Here is a 15,100-nt window from a genome sequence, read left to right on the forward strand (position 1 = left end):
CGGGCTCCTCGTTCAGACGGGTACGGCAGCCTTGCGGCGCGCGCGCACGGCATCGGCCAGCAGGCGCAGGGTGGCCTCGCTGTCGTCCCAGCCCATGCAGGCATCGGTGATGCTCTGGCCATATTGCAGCGGCTTGCCGGGCAGGATGTCCTGGCGACCACCGATCAGGTGGCTCTCCAGCATCACGCCCATGATGCGCTGATCGCCGCCGGTGATCTGTTCGCCCAGCACGCGCGCAACCTCGATCTGCTGCTTCGGGTCCTTGCGGCTGTTGGCGTGGCTGCAGTCGACCATCACCGACTCCGGCAGCTCGGCCATGCGCAGTTCCCTGCAGGCCTCTTCGATGCTCGCAGCATCGTAGTTCGGCTGCTTCCCGCCGCGCAGGATGATGTGGCAGTCGTCGTTGCCGGTGGTGGAGAAAATCGCCGAGCGGCCGGACTTGGTCACCGACAGGAAGTGATGCGGGCGCGAGGCAGAGCGGATCGCGTCGATCGCCACGCGCAGGCTGCCATCGGTGGAATTCTTGAAGCCCACCGGGCAGGACAGACCGGAGGCCAGCTCGCGGTGCACCTGGCTCTCGGTGGTGCGCGCGCCGATCGCGCCCCAGGCGACGAGGTCCGCGATGTACTGCGGGCTGATCAGGTCCAGATACTCGGTGGCCGCCGGCATGCCCTTGACCGCCAGATCGCGCAGTAGCCCGCGGGCCACCCGCAGGCCCTTGTTGATGTGGAAGCTGCCATCCAGGTCGGGGTCGTTGATCAGGCCCTTCCAGCCCACCGTGGTGCGCGGCTTCTCGAAGTACACGCGCATCACGATGTGCAGCGCGTCCGAGAGCTCCTCGCGCAGGGCCTTCAGGTGATCGGCATAGTCCAGCGCGGCGTCCACGTCGTGGATCGAGCAGGGGCCGACGATCACCTGCAGGCGGTCATCCTCGCCGCGCAGGATGCGATGGCAGGCCTGGCGGGCCTCGAACACGGTGTTGGCCGCCGCATCGGTGATGGGCAGTTCATCGCGTACGGTGTCCGGGGCGGACACCTCCTGGATTTCGCGGATTCGCAGGTCGTCGGTATCGGCGGTCATGGTGTTCTCGATTACGTCGTCGCGGGGGTGACGGCCTCCCGCAGGCCCTCGATAAGATTTTGAATGGTTCTATGTCGCATCTTCATGGCTGCCTGGTTCACGATCAACCGGGAACTAATGGGGGTAATCAGTTCCAGCGGTTCCAGGCCGTTGGCCTTGAGGGTATTGCCGGTGTCCACCAGGTCGACGATGTAGTCGGCCAGGCCTACCAGCGGTGCCAGTTCCATCGAGCCGTAGAGCTTGATGATCTCGACCTGGCGGCCCTGCTGGGCAAAGTAGTTCTGCGTGATGTTCACAAACTTGGTGGCAATGCGCAGGCGCTGCTGCGGGTCCGGTTGCTGGCCCGGGCGCCCCGCCAGCATCAGGCGACACTCGGCGATATGCAGATCGAGCGGTTCGTACAGCCCGGCCGCGCCGTGTTCCATCAGCACGTCCTTGCCGGCCACGCCGATGGACGCCGCGCCGTGCTGCACGTAGGTGGGCACGTCGGTCGCGCGCACCACCACGATCTTCACATCCTCGCGGTTGGTGTCGAGGATCAGCTTGCGCGTCTCGTCCGGGTCCTCCAGCAATTCGATCCCGGCGCTGGAAAGCAGCGGCAGGGTGTCCTTGAGAATGCGGCCCTTGGACAGGGCGATGGTCAGGGCGTTGGGATCCATCATGGGTCAGGCGTTCGTCCGGTTCCGTGTGAGTCGCAGTTTCAGGCCGGTTCGCGACGAATGGTCGCGCCGATCTGGCTCAGTTTTTCCTCGATGCACTCGTAGCCGCGATCGATGTGGTAGATACGATCCACCTCGGTCTCGCCCTCGGCCACCAGGCCGGCGATGATCAGGCTGGCCGAGGCGCGCAGGTCGGTCGCCATTACCGGTGCACCGACCAGTTTTTCCACACCCTCGACGATTGCGGTGTTGCCCTCGATGGTGATGTGCGCGCCCATGCGCTGCAGTTCCAGTGCATGCATGAAACGGTTCTCGAACACCGTCTCCACCACCGAAGCGGTGCCCTCGGCCACGGTATTCAGCACCATCATCTGCGCCTGCATGTCGGTCGGGAAGGCCGGGAACGGCGCGGTGCGCAGGTTCACCGCCTTCGGACGGCGGCCTTCCATGTCCAGTTCAATCCAGTCCGGCCCCGTCTCGATGCGGGCGCCGGCCTCGACCAGCTTGGCCAGCACCGCGTCCAGCAGCTCCGGGCGGGTATTGCGGCAGCGCACGCGCCCGCGGGTGACCGCGGCGGCGACCAGGAAGGTCCCGGTCTCGATACGGTCCGGCATCACGTCGTATTCGCAGCCGTGCAGGCGCTCCACACCCTGCACCCGAATGGTGTCGGTGCCGGCGCCCTGAATCTTTGCGCCCATCGCGATCAGGCAGTCCGCCAGATCGATGACCTCTGGCTCACGCGCGGCGTTCTCGATCAGGGTCTCGCCCTCGGCCAGGGTGGCGGCCATCAGCAGGTTCTCGGTACCGGTTACCGTCACCTGGTCGAAGACCACACGCGCGCCCTTGAGACGATCCGCGCGGGCGTGGATGTAACCCCCTTCGACCTCGATCTCGGCCCCCAGGGCCTCAAGACCTCGCAGGTGCAGGTTCACCGGGCGCGAACCGATGGCGCAGCCGCCCGGCAGGGAGACCTCGGCCTCGCCGAAGCGGGCCAGCAGCGGCCCGAGCACCAGGATGGAGGCGCGCATGGTCTTCACCAGGTCGTACGGGGCAACGCACTGGGTCAGCGTGGTCGGGTCGACCTCGATGCGCATGCGCTCGTTGACCGTGAGGCTGACGCCCATGCGGCCGAGCAGCTCCATGGTGGTGGTCACGTCCTGCAGATGCGGGACGTTGCCAATGGTCATCGGCCCGTCCGCCAGCAAAGTGGCGGACAGGATCGGCAACACGGCGTTCTTGGCCCCGGAGATCCAGACCTGACCCTCGAGTCGGCGACCTCCAGTAATGATCAGTTTGTCCATGGGATGCCCGGATTGACCGCCGAACCGACCGTGGTCCGGCGAAACGCGCCATGATAACGAATCCGCGCCGGGCTCGCCCGTTCGCCCGCCGCCAGCACGACTCAGGCGACGGAACGGGCGGCGGAGTCGGTAATGATGGACTCCAAATCGTACAGCTCCAGCAACGGGCGCAACCCCTCGGGGAGGGGCTCGAAGACCAGGGTACGACCCTGCTCGCGGGCGCGGCGCCAGAGAATGACCAGGAACGCCACCCCGGCGCTGTCGATACGACCGGCCTGCGCCAGATCCACCCGGGCGTGCTCCGGAAAATGCGCCGTCAGCCCGCGGGCCCGCGCCTCCAGCCCGGCCACCGTGGCAAACGTCAGCGGACCGCTGACAACCAGGCCACCGGCATCCGCCCGGATCTGTGCGTCGCTCACCGGTCCCCGGCCCCGTTGTTGGGGGTCACATCGCCCACGGCATCCTCGATCAGCGCCTCGTCGCCGTCTTCCAGGCGCTCGATCAGGGCCTCCAGGCCGTCGCGGTTGATCTCCTCGTTAAAGCGGGTGCGGAAATTGCCGACGAAGCTGAGGCCCTCGGCCTCGACGTCGAAGACCTTCCACTCGCCGTTCACCGGACGCAGGCGATAGTTGATCTGGATGTTCGACTGGCCGGAGCCCATCACCACCTCGGTGGCGACGACGGCCATGCGCTCGTCCTGGCGCGAGCGCCGCTCGATTACGCGCACATCCTTGTCCAGATGGTCGGCCAGTTGCACCCCGTAGGCCTGCAGCAGCGTGTTCTTGAAGGCCTCGGCGAAGCGGCTCTGCTGATCGCTGCTGGCATCGCGCCAGTGGCGTGCCAGCACCAGGCGGGCCATCCCGTTGACGTCCAAGCCGGGCAGGATCTCCTCCTCGATCACGCCAATCACGAAGTCAGGATCTTCCTGCGCCCGCGCCTCGTTCGCCCGGAGCTTCTCGTAGACCGCGTCGATCGACTGCTTGATGATCTCGGCGGGGTTTTCTTCGGCCTGGGCCGGCGCCGCCAGGATCAGGACCAGCAGCGCCAGCGGCAGGATCAGGATTCGTTCACGCAACCATTTCATGTCTCTTGCTCCCGGTTTGGGTAGATCAGTCACTACCCATGTTGGTCATGAAGCGACCGATGAGGTTCTCCAGCACCAGTGCCGACTGGGTGAACATCAGCTCATCGCCTTCCTGCAGGGCGTCGTAGTCGCCACCCGGCTCCAGCGCGATGTACTGCTCGCCCAGCAGCCCCGCGGTGTGGATGGCGGCCTGGGTGTCCATCGGCAGGTAGTCGTGCTCCGAGCGGATCGCCAAAGTCACCTCGGCACGAAAGCGTTCCGGATCATAGCGGATGTCCGCCACTCGCCCGATGCGCACACCCGACACCGTGACCGGGGCACGCGTTTTAAGCCCCCCGATGTTGTCGAAATAGCCGCTCACCGTATAGGTGTCACGGTCGTGGTAGTCGGTCACGTTGCTCACCTGCACCGCCAGGTAGAACAGCGCCCCGATGCCCAGGAGCACGAATACACCGACCGCCAGTTCGAAGAAACGTACCTTCATCATTGCCACCTGCGTTGTTGGTCAGCCCGCACCGAACATCAGTCCGGTCAGGATGAAATCGAGGCCCAGCACCGCCAGCGACGACACCACTACCGTCTGGGTCGTGGCGCGCGAGATGCCCTCGGACGTCGGCTGCGCATTGAAGCCCTGGAACACTGCGATCCAGGTCACCACGAAGCCGAACACGATGCTCTTGATCACGCCGGAGAGCACATCCTCGTTCCAGTCGGTCATCGACTGCATCTGCGAGAAATAGGCGCCGCTGTCCACGCCCAGCAGACCCACCCCGACGAGATAGCCGCCCATCACGCCCACGGCGCTGAAGATCGCGGCCAGCAGCGGCATGGAGAGGAACCCGGCGACAAAGCGTGGCGCGAAGATCCGGCGATACGGGTTTACCGCCATCATCTCCATCGCCGAGAGCTGTTCGGTGGTCTTCATCAGCCCCAGTTCCGCGGTCAGCGCGGAACCGGCGCGCCCGGCGAACAGCAGCGCGGTAACCACCGGCCCCAGCTCGCGCACCAGCGACAGCGCCACCACGCTGCCCAGAGCCTCGGCCGCGCCGAAGTTCACCAGCGTGATGTAGCCCTGGTACGCCAGCACCATGCCCACGAACAACCCGGACACGATGATGATCAGCAGCGAACGCACGCCCACCGAATACACCTGAACAAGCGTCAGCCCGAAGCGGCGAAAGACGATATCCAGGCTCGCCAGCATCCGAATCAGGAAGATGAACGCCCGGCCGAACACCGTCAGGGCATTGATCGTAGTCCGGCCCAGCGAGGCAATCGCGTCAGTCATCGCGGCGCTCTCCCTGCCCCAGCAGATCGTCGCGGTAGGACGCGCCCGGGTAATGAAACGGCACCGGCCCGTCCGGGCGCCCTTGCAGGAACTGCGCGCTCCAGTCGGAGGCGCGCGCCTCCAGTTCGTCCGGCGGCCCGGCATCCACCACCCGGCCATCGGCGATCAGCACCACTTGATCGGAGATCGCCATCGCCTCGGTCACGTCATGCGAGACCAGCACGCTGGTCAGCCCCAGGCTTTGATTGGTCCGGCGGATCAGACTGACGATCTGCCCCATGGTGATCGGGTCGAGCCCGGTGAACGGCTCGTCGTACAGGATCAGGTCCGGGTCCAGCGCAATGGCGCGCGCCAGCGCGACGCGCCGGGCCATGCCACCGGAGAGGGTGGCCGGGTCCAGATCGCGCGCCGCGCGCAGGCCCACCGCCTCCAGCTTCAGCAGCACCAGCGCGTGCAGCACGTCCTCCGGCAGGTCGGTGTGCTCGCGCAGCGGGAAGGCGACGTTCTCGAATACCGAGAGATCCGTCAGCAGCGCGCCGCTCTGGAACAGCATGCCCATGCGCTTGCGCAGCGCGTACAGACGCCGGGTGGAGAGCTTCGCCACCTCCTGGCCATCCACCCAGATGCGGCCCTTGTCCGGACGCAACTGACCGCCGACCAGGCGCAGCAGCGTGGTCTTGCCACTGCCGCTGGGCCCCATCACGGTCGTCACCTGCCCGCGCGGGATGCGCATCGACAGGTCATCGAAAATGATCTTGCGCCCGCGCCGGAAGCACAGGTTCTCGATCACGATATGCGGACTGTCTTCCACGGCCGGGTCAGCCACGCGTGCTCCTCGCCTTTAGGCTCACAGAACCCAGGAGTCTGGCCGCCCGCCGGGAGACCGTCAAACGTGCGGGTGAAGGGCTCATCCCAATCCCAGCAATGCGGCGATGGTGCGGAAATCCGACAGCCGCTCCGGACGCGCGCGCAGGAACACCGGGGTCTCGCCGCTACCGCCGGCCTGCCCCAGCGCCTCCACCAGCGCGCGCCAGCCCGGCGCGTCCAGCCCCGCCTCGGGGCTGATCTGCCAGGCCCCGCCCCCGGAGGCCGACGCTGACCTCGACACCGGGGCGGGGTAAAAGCACGCCGCCTCGGCACGCGCGATCACCCGCTCCTCGCCGGCGCCGTACACCATCAGGCGCCCCAGTCCGGCCGCCTCTAGCGCCGCACGGATCGCCTGCGCCTGCGCCGGCTCCATCGGCCCCGGCGCCACTGCCTGCAGGCGATCGCCCACCGCGCCGGCCAGCACGCGCGCATGCGCCGCCCCCGCCTCGGCGGCCAGCTCCACAGGCCAGTCCAGTGTCAGCCGTAGCGCGGGGGGCACGGCCGCGGTCCAGTCACCAAAGGCCGGGGCCTTGGTCTCCGTCCATACCGAGGCGGGCAGCAACAAGCGGCTGTGGTAATGGGTGTAGTACTCCAGCTGCCAGTCCTGCGGCAGGTCCTCGGGGAAAAAGCGCTCCCACCAGTCCTCGCCCGGAGCCGCAACCCCGGCAGCCTGCAATACCAGGGCCTCATGATCCTTTGACATGCCGCTGCCTCCACCACGTAAGCGCCATCTTTGCGCGGATTGCTTGTATCGCCTGCGTGCGCGCGGCACAGTTGGCGCCATGCGTTTCGACCTGTTCCACGAGCTCTCGGTACCGGACTTCCTGCACACCTCCGAAGCGGAGGTGCTGGAGAACACCCTGCGCCTGTGGGAGCGCGCCGATCGCCTCGGCTTCGGCACCGCCTGGCTGGTGGAGCACCACCTGATGCCGGAATTTTCCCACTCCACCGCGCCGGACCTGGTGCTGGCGGCGGCCAGCCAGCGTACCAAACGCCTGCGCCTGGGCCTGGGCGTGGTCCCGCTGCCCTACCACCACCCGCTGCGGGTGGCGCAGCGAGTCGGCATGCTGGACCAGCTCTCCGGCGGGCGCCTTGATCTGGGCATCGGGCGCGGCTTCTCGCCGCGCGAATATGCCACATTCGGGGCCGAGATGAGCGAGTCGCGCGCGCGGGTGGATGCCGGCCTCGACGCGCTGCGCCAGGCCTTCGCCACCGGCCGCATCACCCAGGACGGGCCGTTCCATCACCTGGACGACGTGCCCGTGATGCCGCGACCGGTGCAGGACCCTCATCCGCCGATCTGGACCGCCGCGGTCAGCCCGGAGTCCTTCACCTGGGCGGCGGAACAGGGCATCGGCGCGCTGGCCGGGCCCTTCAAGCCCTGGCAGATGATCCGCGAGGACATCCGCCTGTACCACGAGGCCTGGGACGCATCGCGCACGGACGTCGCCCATCCGCCCCGGGTCGGCATGACCCTGGGTGTACTGTGCCTGCCGGACGGCAAGCGTGCCCGGCGCGAGGCCAAGCCGGCCTTCGAATGGTTCTACCGCCACATGTTCCAGCAGACCCTGCCGGTTCTGGAACGCCTGATCGAGGGCTACGACTACTACCGCTCGCTCGGCCGCTTCCGCCACCTGGTCAAGGCCGGGATCAACCTGAAGGTCCTCGACATGCTGGGCATGACGCTCGTCGGCACCCCCGCCGAATGTCGCGAACGTATCGAAGGCCTGCGTGCGGCCGGGGTCGACCAGGTCCTGCTCGCCTTCGGCGCCGGGGCCGTTCCGCATGCGCTGGCCGAGGAGTCCATGGACTGCTTCGCCGAAGAGGTCATGCCCGCGTTTGCCGATTCGACCCCGGTCGCGGCCGCCCGCACCGCGCCTTAATCAATGTACATCGCCGTGACCGGCGCCGCCGGACGCCTGGGGCAGGTCCTGTTGCCCGCTCTGGCGCGCGAGCCGGCCATCCAGCACATCCTCGCACTGGACCGGGCCGCGCCGGCGCTGCCACCCCGCGGAGACGGCGCGGAAATCGAGGCGCGCGTGCTCGACCTGGCGCAACTCCAGCCGGAGGACCTGGCCGGGGTGGACACCCTGGTGCACCTGGCCTTTCAGTTAATGGGCGGTCACGGGGGGCGCCGCCGGCATGACCGCACCTGGGTCCGCCAGCAGAACGTCGCCCTGAGCCAGCAGGTGTTCCACGCGGCCGTCACGGCCGGTGTCCGCCACATCGTGTTCGTGTCCAGCGCCGCGGTCTACGGCCCCTGGCCGGACAGCCCGCAGCCGCTCCGCGAGGACCACCCCACCCGGCCGCGCTTCGCCTATGCCGAGGACAAGGTCGCCGTCGAGCAGGCCCTGCTCGCACTCGCCCGCGAGCACCCCGGGTGCCGCGTGACCGTCCTGCGCCCGCCCGCGATCATCGGCCCGCACGCCCACCCGCTGTTGCTGCAGATCGCCCGCGGGCGGCTCTACCCCACCGGCGGCGAGCAGCCGGTGCAGGTCCTGTGGGAGGACGATGCCGCCGCCGCAATCGTGCGCAGCGTCACAACCCACACGGCGGGCACCTTCAACCTGGGCGCCGAACCCGCCTGGTCGCTGCGGGCAATGGCACGCCACCAGCGGCGCTGGGGGATCCCGGTGCCACTGGGCCTGATCCGTACCCTGCACCCGCTGACCTGGCGCCTGACCGCCCACGCTGGGGACCCGGGATGGGTCCGCGGGCTGGACGGCCCGTTGGTGCTGGACTGCACCCGCGCCCGCGAGCAGCTCGGTTGGACACCGCAGGTGACCACCGCCGAGTGCCTGGAGCGCCTGCGCTGCTGAAACCGCAACCCGATCGGCTACAATCGCGGGCCTGACTCTCCCCGGACCTGACTGTCCATGGTGCTACCCGTTGTCGCCATCCTCGGCGGGCTGATCCTGCTGACCTGGAGCGCCGACCGCTTCGTCTTCGGCGCCTCGGCCCTGGCCCGCGGTCTGGGGGTCAGCCCGCTGATCATCGGCCTGACCATCGTCGCCTTCGGGACCTCGGCCCCGGAGATCGTGGTCTCGGTCCTCGCCAGCCTGCAGGGCAACCCGGGGCTGGCCGTAGGCAACGCCATCGGCTCGAATGTCGCCAACATCGCGCTGGTGCTGGGTGCTGCGGCCCTGGTCGCGCCGCTGGCAATCGGGCGCGGCATGGTTCGGCGCGAACTGCCGATCCTGCTGCTGGTCAGCTTCGGCGTACTGCTCCTGCTGGTGGACGGCGAACTGGGTCGGCTGGAAGGCATCGGGTTGCTGGCTGGACTGGTCGCATTCACCGTCTGGATGGCCGTCAGTGCGCGGCGCGCCCGGCCGGCTCCACATGACGACACCCCCGAGGTGGTGCGCGGCATGGTCGAGACGATCCCGGAGGGCGGCCGCCTCGCCCCCGCTATCGCCTGGCTGGTCTTCGGACTGCTGTTCCTTCTGGCCAGCAGCCAGGCCCTGGTCTGGGGCGCGGTCGAGATCGCCGGGCAACTGGGGATCAGCGACCTGGTCATCGGCCTGACCATCGTCGCGGTGGGCACCAGCCTGCCGGAACTGGCCACTTCGGTGGTCGCCGCCTTCCGCCGCGAGGCGGGGCTGGCGATCGGGAACGTGGTCGGCTCCAATCTGTTCAACCTGCTGGCGGTACTGGCGGTGCCGGCCCTGATCGCACCGCTGGCAATCGACGCCGACGTGCTGACGCGCGACTATCCGGTGATGCTGGCATTGACGGTGGCCCTGTTCCTGATCGCGCTGGGTCGCCGCGGGCAGATCCTGCGCTGGCAGGGCGCCCTTCTCCTCGTCGCCTTCGCAAGCTACCTTGTCTACCTGGGAATTACGGCTACTGCATGAACTTCAACCCCGAAACCACCCGCACGCTGGCGCTGGCCGTCCTCAATGACGAGGCCGAGGCCGTGCGCAATCTCGCTCAGCGCATCGACGACCGCTTCCTCGAGGCCTGCCGCTGTATCCTCGCGTGCAAGGGCCGCGTGATCGTCACCGGCATGGGCAAGTCCGGGCACATCGGCAGCAAGCTGGCCGCGACCCTGGCCTCCACCGGCACACCGGCCTTCTTCGTGCATCCGGGCGAGGCCAGTCACGGCGATCTCGGCATGATCACCCGCGAGGACGTGGTCATCGCCCTGTCGAACTCCGGCGAGACCGACGAGATCATCACCATCCTGCCGCTGATCCGGCGCCTGGGCGTGCCCCTGATCGCGATGACCGGCAACCCCGGCTCGCGCCTGGGCGCGGATGCCACCGTGCACCTGGATGTCAGCGTCGAGCGCGAGGCCTGCCCGCTGGGCCTGGCCCCCACCTCCAGCACCACCGCGGCACTGGCGATGGGCGACGCCCTGGCGATCGCGGTGCTGGATGCGCGCGGCTTCACCGCCAACGACTTTGCCCGCTCGCATCCGGGCGGCCGCCTCGGCCGGCGCCTGCTGGTACATGTCGCCGACATCATGCACACCGGCGCCGCGATCCCGCGCATCAGCCCCGAGGCCCCGCTCAAGGACGCCCTGTTCGAGATCACCCGCAAGGGCCTGGGGCTGGTGATCATCACCGATGGCGACGACCGCATCCAGGGCGTGTTCACCGATGGCGACCTGCGCCGCACGCTGGACGCCGGACACAGCCTGGATGCGCTGACCATCGGCGCGGCGATGACCACTGGCGGCCACACCGCGCAGCCCGACTGGCTGGCTGCGGAGGCCCTGGAGACCATGGAGAGCCGGCGCATCAGCGCCCTGCCCGTCACCGATGCCGAGCAGCGCCTGGTCGGCGTGATCAACATGCACGACCTGCTGCGCGCCGGGGTGGCGTGATGAACCTGGATACCACCACCCTGCGCACCCGCCAGCAGGCCGTTCGCCTGCTAATCCTGGACGTGGACGGCGTGCTGACCGACGGCAGCCTGTTCCTCGGCGACGGCGGCGAACAGTACAAGGCCTTCAACAGCCGCGACGGCCACGGCATCCGCCTGGCCCTGGACGGCGGCATCGAGATCGCCATCCTCACCGGGCGCACCTCCGGCGTGGTCGAGCACCGCATGCGCGATCTCGGCGTAGAGCACCTGATCCAGGGCCGCCGTGACAAGGGCGAGGCCCTGCACGAGCTGCTGCAGCGCACCGGCCACGACCCCGCCGAAACGGCCTTCATGGGCGACGACATCGTGGATCTTCCGGCGATGCGGCGGGTCGGGCTCGGGATCGCGGTCGGCGACGCCCACCCGCTGGTGCGCCAGCATGCCCAGTGGGTGACCGCGGCCCACGGTGGGCGCGGGGCCGTGCGCGAGGCCTGCGAGGACCTGCTGGCCGCGCAGAACCGGCTCGACGCGCTATTCGAGACCTACCTGAACGGATGAGCCACAGGACTCGCAGCCAATTCGGATGGGCCCTGGCCATGCTCGTTTTCGCGGCCGTACCCCTGGCGCAGGCCGAGGTGAGCCCGCCCGAGGGCGAGGTCACGCTGCAGATCGACAGCTTCACCCTGCATGCCACCGGCGACGACGGCGAACTGGCCCATCGTCTGCGCGGAACCCGCCTGCGCGAATTCGGGCGCGACGGCCCCCAGTGGGTGGACGACCCGGACCTCGACCTGTTCGCCGAGGGCGGTATCGAATGGCGCTGGACCGCCCCCGCCGCGCTGCATCGCCCGGCCGCCGAGACGCTGGATCTGATCGGCCCTACCCACGGCGTACAGCCGCCCCGCGGCGAGCGCGTGGAGACCATCATCGATTCGCGGGATGTCCGCGTTGCCACCGACACCATGGTCGCCACCTCGGATGCCCTTTCGACCCTGAACCAGCCGGGCCTGTTCCAGCGCGGCACCGGTCTGCGCGTCGACTCGCGAGGGGATACCATAGAGCTGTTCCATGACGTGTATTCGCTCTACAGCGAGACGAGCGAGGAGGAGCCCGCGCATGACCCTGAAGCCCCATAGCCTTCGCCACGGCCCGGTCCACTCGGGCGCCCGCGCGGCGGCGCTCCTGCTGCTCGGCCTGCTGGCCGCGCCCGCGCTCGCCCAGCAGGGCTCGGGCCCGGCGCTGCCGGTGGAGATCACCGCCGACCGCGCGGAGATGGACGAACGCCAGGGTCTGGGGACCTACACCGGGGACGTGATCGTGATCCGCGGCGACATGACCCTGGAGGCCGACAAGGTCTACGTGCGCACCCGCGATCGCCGCCCCTACGAGATGGAGGCCCACGGCGAGCCGGCACGACTGGAATCTCCCGATCCCGAAACCGGCGAGATGCGCATTGCCACCGCCCTGCGCATCGACTACCTGCTCAACGAGGACCGCGTAATCCTCACTGACCAGGCCCACGTGATCACCTCCAACGAGGAGGCGCGCGGCAAGCGCATCACCTACGACCTGACGACCGACGTGATCGAGGCGGAGCGCGGCGAAGGCGAGAGCGAGCGCGTGCGCATCACCATCCAGCCGCGCGACGACGAATGAGCGCAGCCGCCCCCAGCCCGGCCGCAACACCGGCACAGACCAGCGACCGCCTGGTCGGGCGCGAACTGACCAAACGCTACGGCAAGCGCACGGTGCTGGACCAGGTCGACGTGGACCTGGCACCCGGGGAGGTCGTCGGCTTGTTGGGCCCGAACGGGGCCGGCAAGACCACCTGCTTCTACAGCCTGGTCGGGCTGATCCGCCCCAATGCCGGACGCATCACCCTGGGCGAACGCGACATCACCCGCGCGCCCATCCACGTGCGCGCCCGCGCGGGCCTCGGCTACCTGCCGCAGGAGGCCTCGATTTTTCGCCGCCTGAGCGTGTGGGACAACCTGCAGGCCGTGCTGGAGCTGCGCCCCGGGCTGGATCGCCACGAGCGCCGCCGCATTGGCGACGCCCTGATCGAGGAGTTCCAGCTGGAGACCGTGCGCCACAGCCCCGGCATCGCGCTGTCCGGTGGCGAACGCCGCCGGGCCGAGATCGCCCGCGCCCTCGCCGGGGACCCGCGCTTTATCTGCCTGGACGAACCCTTCGCCGGGGTGGATCCGATCTCGGTGGGCGATATTCAGGACGTCATTCGGCATCTCGCCCAGCGCGGCATCGGCGTACTGATCTCCGATCACAACGTGCGCGAAACCCTCGGCATCTGCCACAGGGCCTATATTCTGAGCGAGGGCCGCCTGCTGGCCGCCGGGACACCGGACGAGCTGCTGGCCGATCCCCAGGTGCGCCGGGTCTATCTCGGCGAGAACTTCCGCCTGTGAAAGCGACCCCCATGCGGCCCGGTCGGTGCACAAACCACAAGGCAGGCTTTAAGATTCCACTAATGCTCACCCTCGCTCCGAATACGCGATGCTGAAACCCGGCCTGAATCTGCAGCTGGGTCAGACGCTGACCATGACCCCGCAACTGCAGCAGGCGATCCGCCTGCTGCAGCTGTCCACGCTGGAGCTGCAGGTGGAGATCCAGCAGGCCCTGGAGAGCAACCCCATGCTCGAACAGGTGGAGGACGAGGACGCCGACACCCCCACCGAGCGCCTGGATCAGGAGGGCGAGCTGGTGGAAGGCGATCGCATGGAGGCGACTACCACCAGTGACGACGTGATCCCCGAGGAACTGACCACCGACAGCCGCTGGGACGACATCTACGAGCCGGCGCCGACACCCAACAAGGGCGTGGATGACCGCGACCCGCTGGAAAACACCAGCGACGACGGCGGCGAGGGCCTGCAGGATCACCTACTGTGGCAGCTGCATCTGAGCCATCTGACACCACGCGACCAACGCATCGGTGCTGCCCTGATCGACACCATCAGCCCCGACGGCTATCTCGAGGGTGACCTGGAAACCCTGGCCGAGACCATCAGCCGCGGCGAGGACGAAACCGTCGGCGTCGACGAGGTCGAAGCGGTGCTCCACTGGATCCAGCAGTGCGACCCGCTGGGAGTCGGCGCGCGCAACCTGCGCGAGTGCCTGGAGATTCAGCTGCGCGAACTGGCCCCGGACGCCCCGGCCCGCGAGGCCGCACGGGCGATCCTGGAACACGGCATGGACAGCCTCGGCAAGCGCGACTACAAGGCCCTGCAGCGCCAGTCCGGCGTACGCGACCCGGACGAACTGGCACGGGCACTGGATCTGATCCGCACCCTGAACCCGCGCCCCGGCGCACAGATCAGCTCCGCCACCTCGGAATACGTGGTCCCGGATGTCTACGTGCGCCACACCACCGAGGGCTGGCGCGTGGATCTAAACCCGGAGATCGCACCGCGCATCCGCATCAACGACCTCTACGCCGGCATGGTGCGCCAGGTCTCGGATGCCCGCGACAGCGCCTTTATGCGCGACCAGCTGCAGGAGGCACGCTGGTTCCTGAAGAGCCTGCATAGCCGCAACGACACCCTGCTGCGGGTCGCCGAGGCAATCGTCCATCGCCAGCAGGGCTTTCTCGAGCATGGCGATGTCGCGATGCAGCCGCTGATCCTGCGCGACATCGCCGAGACCCTGGAGATGCACGAATCGACCATCTCGCGGGTGACGACGCAGAAGTACATGCACACCCCGCGCGGGGTCTTCGAGTTCAAGTATTTCTTCTCCAGCCATGTCGGCACCAATGACGGCGGCGAGTGTTCCGCCACCGCCATCCGTGCCATGATTCGCGAATTGATTGGCGACGAACCCCCGAACAAGCCGCTCAGCGATGCCCGGCTCGCCCAGGTCCTGTCGGACCGGGGCATCAACGTGGCGCGCCGCACCGTGGCCAAGTACCGCGAGGCGATGCACATCCCTTCATCCAGCGAACGCCGGCAGATGGCCTCGATGCCTACCGGCAGCAAGTGACCAAGGAGTACCAACC

18 protein-coding genes are annotated in these 15,100 nt (G+C 68.3%); 9 read left to right on the forward strand and 9 right to left on the reverse strand.

Annotated elements, in window-relative coordinates:
* Positions 1-12: 12 nt before the first annotated feature.
* From D578_RS0105455 to D578_RS0105495, 9 genes are all read right to left on the reverse strand, one after another.
* Entirely contained in the window at positions 13-1,080 is a 1,068-nt protein-coding gene (locus D578_RS0105455) for a 3-deoxy-7-phosphoheptulonate synthase (RefSeq protein WP_018948956.1), read from the reverse strand.
* Positions 1,081-1,091: 11 nt separating this feature from the next.
* Positions 1,092-1,742, reverse strand: coding sequence for an ATP phosphoribosyltransferase (gene hisG / locus D578_RS0105460; protein WP_018948957.1), 651 nt, complete (start codon positions 1,740-1,742; stop codon positions 1,092-1,094).
* Positions 1,743-1,780: 38 nt separating this feature from the next.
* Complete coding sequence (gene murA / locus D578_RS0105465; RefSeq protein ID WP_018948958.1) at positions 1,781-3,040, reverse strand: UDP-N-acetylglucosamine 1-carboxyvinyltransferase; 1,260 nt, start codon at positions 3,038-3,040, stop codon at positions 1,781-1,783.
* A gap of 101 nt (positions 3,041-3,141) precedes the next feature.
* Positions 3,142-3,459: a lipid asymmetry maintenance protein MlaB gene (locus D578_RS0105470; protein ID WP_018948959.1), complete on the reverse strand. Its 318-nt coding sequence runs from the start codon at positions 3,457-3,459 to the stop codon at positions 3,142-3,144.
* Positions 3,456-4,124, reverse strand: a complete 669-nt coding sequence (locus tag D578_RS0105475; protein WP_018948960.1) for a phospholipid-binding protein MlaC — start codon at positions 4,122-4,124, stop codon at positions 3,456-3,458. Before D578_RS0105475 ends, D578_RS0105470 begins: the two co-directional genes overlap by 4 nt.
* A gap of 25 nt (positions 4,125-4,149) precedes the next feature.
* On the reverse strand, positions 4,150-4,608 hold the full coding sequence (gene mlaD, locus D578_RS0105480; RefSeq protein WP_026289201.1) for an outer membrane lipid asymmetry maintenance protein MlaD: 459 nt from the start codon (positions 4,606-4,608) through the stop codon (positions 4,150-4,152).
* 21 nt (positions 4,609-4,629) lie between these two features.
* A complete protein-coding gene (gene mlaE / locus D578_RS0105485) occupies positions 4,630-5,412 on the reverse strand; it encodes a lipid asymmetry maintenance ABC transporter permease subunit MlaE (RefSeq protein ID WP_018948962.1) in 783 nt (260 codons plus the stop codon).
* Positions 5,405-6,238, reverse strand: a complete 834-nt coding sequence (locus D578_RS0105490; protein WP_018948963.1) for an ABC transporter ATP-binding protein — start codon at positions 6,236-6,238, stop codon at positions 5,405-5,407. The genes mlaE and D578_RS0105490 overlap by 8 nt, the downstream gene beginning before the upstream one ends.
* 81 nt (positions 6,239-6,319) lie before the next feature.
* Positions 6,320-6,982, reverse strand: a complete 663-nt coding sequence (locus D578_RS0105495; RefSeq protein WP_018948964.1) for a hypothetical protein — start codon at positions 6,980-6,982, stop codon at positions 6,320-6,322.
* Positions 6,983-7,061: 79 nt separating this feature from the next.
* Here D578_RS0105495 and D578_RS0105500 point away from each other — a divergent pair, with 79 nt between their 5' ends.
* The 9 genes from D578_RS0105500 to D578_RS0105540 all read left to right on the forward strand — a co-directional run bounded on the left by D578_RS0105500 (position 7,062) and on the right by D578_RS0105540 (position 15,084).
* Complete coding sequence (locus D578_RS0105500; protein WP_018948965.1) at positions 7,062-8,162, forward strand: LLM class flavin-dependent oxidoreductase; 1,101 nt, start codon at positions 7,062-7,064, stop codon at positions 8,160-8,162.
* 3 nt (positions 8,163-8,165) lie between these two features.
* Positions 8,166-9,098 carry an NAD-dependent epimerase/dehydratase family protein gene (locus tag D578_RS0105505; protein ID WP_018948966.1) on the forward strand — a complete coding sequence of 311 codons (933 nt, stop codon included), beginning with the start codon at positions 8,166-8,168 and terminating at the stop codon, positions 9,096-9,098.
* A gap of 57 nt (positions 9,099-9,155) precedes the next feature.
* Positions 9,156-10,133 (forward strand): calcium/sodium antiporter, encoded by a 978-nt coding sequence (locus D578_RS0105510; RefSeq protein ID WP_018948967.1) that lies wholly within the window; start codon positions 9,156-9,158, stop codon positions 10,131-10,133.
* Positions 10,130-11,107 carry a KpsF/GutQ family sugar-phosphate isomerase gene (locus D578_RS0105515; RefSeq protein ID WP_018948968.1) on the forward strand — a complete coding sequence of 326 codons (978 nt, stop codon included), beginning with the start codon at positions 10,130-10,132 and terminating at the stop codon, positions 11,105-11,107. The genes D578_RS0105510 and D578_RS0105515 overlap by 4 nt, the downstream gene beginning before the upstream one ends.
* Positions 11,107-11,646 carry an HAD family hydrolase gene (locus D578_RS0105520; RefSeq protein WP_018948969.1) on the forward strand — a complete coding sequence of 180 codons (540 nt, stop codon included), beginning with the start codon at positions 11,107-11,109 and terminating at the stop codon, positions 11,644-11,646. The genes D578_RS0105515 and D578_RS0105520 overlap by 1 nt, the downstream gene beginning before the upstream one ends.
* 38 nt (positions 11,647-11,684) lie before the next feature.
* Complete coding sequence (gene lptC / locus D578_RS0105525; protein ID WP_018948970.1) at positions 11,685-12,224, forward strand: LPS export ABC transporter periplasmic protein LptC; 540 nt, start codon at positions 11,685-11,687, stop codon at positions 12,222-12,224.
* Positions 12,205-12,744, forward strand: coding sequence for a lipopolysaccharide transport periplasmic protein LptA (gene lptA, locus D578_RS0105530; RefSeq protein ID WP_018948971.1), 540 nt, complete (start codon positions 12,205-12,207; stop codon positions 12,742-12,744). Before lptC ends, lptA begins: the two co-directional genes overlap by 20 nt.
* Complete coding sequence (lptB, locus tag D578_RS0105535) at positions 12,741-13,511, forward strand: LPS export ABC transporter ATP-binding protein (RefSeq protein WP_018948972.1); 771 nt, start codon at positions 12,741-12,743, stop codon at positions 13,509-13,511. Before lptA ends, lptB begins: the two co-directional genes overlap by 4 nt.
* A gap of 88 nt (positions 13,512-13,599) precedes the next feature.
* Positions 13,600-15,084: an RNA polymerase factor sigma-54 gene (locus D578_RS0105540; protein WP_018948973.1), complete on the forward strand. Its 1,485-nt coding sequence runs from the start codon at positions 13,600-13,602 to the stop codon at positions 15,082-15,084.
* Positions 15,085-15,100 lie beyond the last annotated feature (16 nt).

It is taken from the genome of Thioalkalivibrio sp. ALMg11 (assembly GCF_000377905.1).
In the GTDB taxonomy this organism is placed as follows: Bacteria; Pseudomonadota; Gammaproteobacteria; order Ectothiorhodospirales; family Ectothiorhodospiraceae; genus Thioalkalivibrio.

Coding starts and splice junctions, on each gene's coding strand:
- lptB (WP_018948972.1), top strand. CDS start 12,741: ATGAGCGCAGCCGCCCCCAGCCCGGCCGCAACACCGGCACAGACCAGC.
- murA (WP_018948958.1), bottom strand. CDS start 3,040: ATGGACAAACTGATCATTACTGGAGGTCGCCGACTCGAGGGTCAGGTC.
- D578_RS0105455 (WP_018948956.1), bottom strand. CDS start 1,080: ATGACCGCCGATACCGACGACCTGCGAATCCGCGAAATCCAGGAGGTG.
- D578_RS0105515 (WP_018948968.1), top strand. CDS start 10,130: ATGAACTTCAACCCCGAAACCACCCGCACGCTGGCGCTGGCCGTCCTC.
- D578_RS0105500 (WP_018948965.1), top strand. CDS start 7,062: ATGCGTTTCGACCTGTTCCACGAGCTCTCGGTACCGGACTTCCTGCAC.
- D578_RS0105495 (WP_018948964.1), bottom strand. CDS start 6,982: ATGTCAAAGGATCATGAGGCCCTGGTATTGCAGGCTGCCGGGGTTGCG.
- D578_RS0105505 (WP_018948966.1), top strand. CDS start 8,166: ATGTACATCGCCGTGACCGGCGCCGCCGGACGCCTGGGGCAGGTCCTG.
- mlaE (WP_018948962.1), bottom strand. CDS start 5,412: ATGACTGACGCGATTGCCTCGCTGGGCCGGACTACGATCAATGCCCTG.
- lptA (WP_018948971.1), top strand. CDS start 12,205: ATGACCCTGAAGCCCCATAGCCTTCGCCACGGCCCGGTCCACTCGGGC.
- mlaD (WP_026289201.1), bottom strand. CDS start 4,608: ATGAAGGTACGTTTCTTCGAACTGGCGGTCGGTGTATTCGTGCTCCTG.
- D578_RS0105520 (WP_018948969.1), top strand. CDS start 11,107: ATGAACCTGGATACCACCACCCTGCGCACCCGCCAGCAGGCCGTTCGC.
- hisG (WP_018948957.1), bottom strand. CDS start 1,742: ATGATGGATCCCAACGCCCTGACCATCGCCCTGTCCAAGGGCCGCATT.
- lptC (WP_018948970.1), top strand. CDS start 11,685: ATGCTCGTTTTCGCGGCCGTACCCCTGGCGCAGGCCGAGGTGAGCCCG.
- D578_RS0105475 (WP_018948960.1), bottom strand. CDS start 4,124: ATGAAATGGTTGCGTGAACGAATCCTGATCCTGCCGCTGGCGCTGCTG.
- D578_RS0105540 (WP_018948973.1), top strand. CDS start 13,600: ATGCTGAAACCCGGCCTGAATCTGCAGCTGGGTCAGACGCTGACCATG.
- D578_RS0105510 (WP_018948967.1), top strand. CDS start 9,156: ATGGTGCTACCCGTTGTCGCCATCCTCGGCGGGCTGATCCTGCTGACC.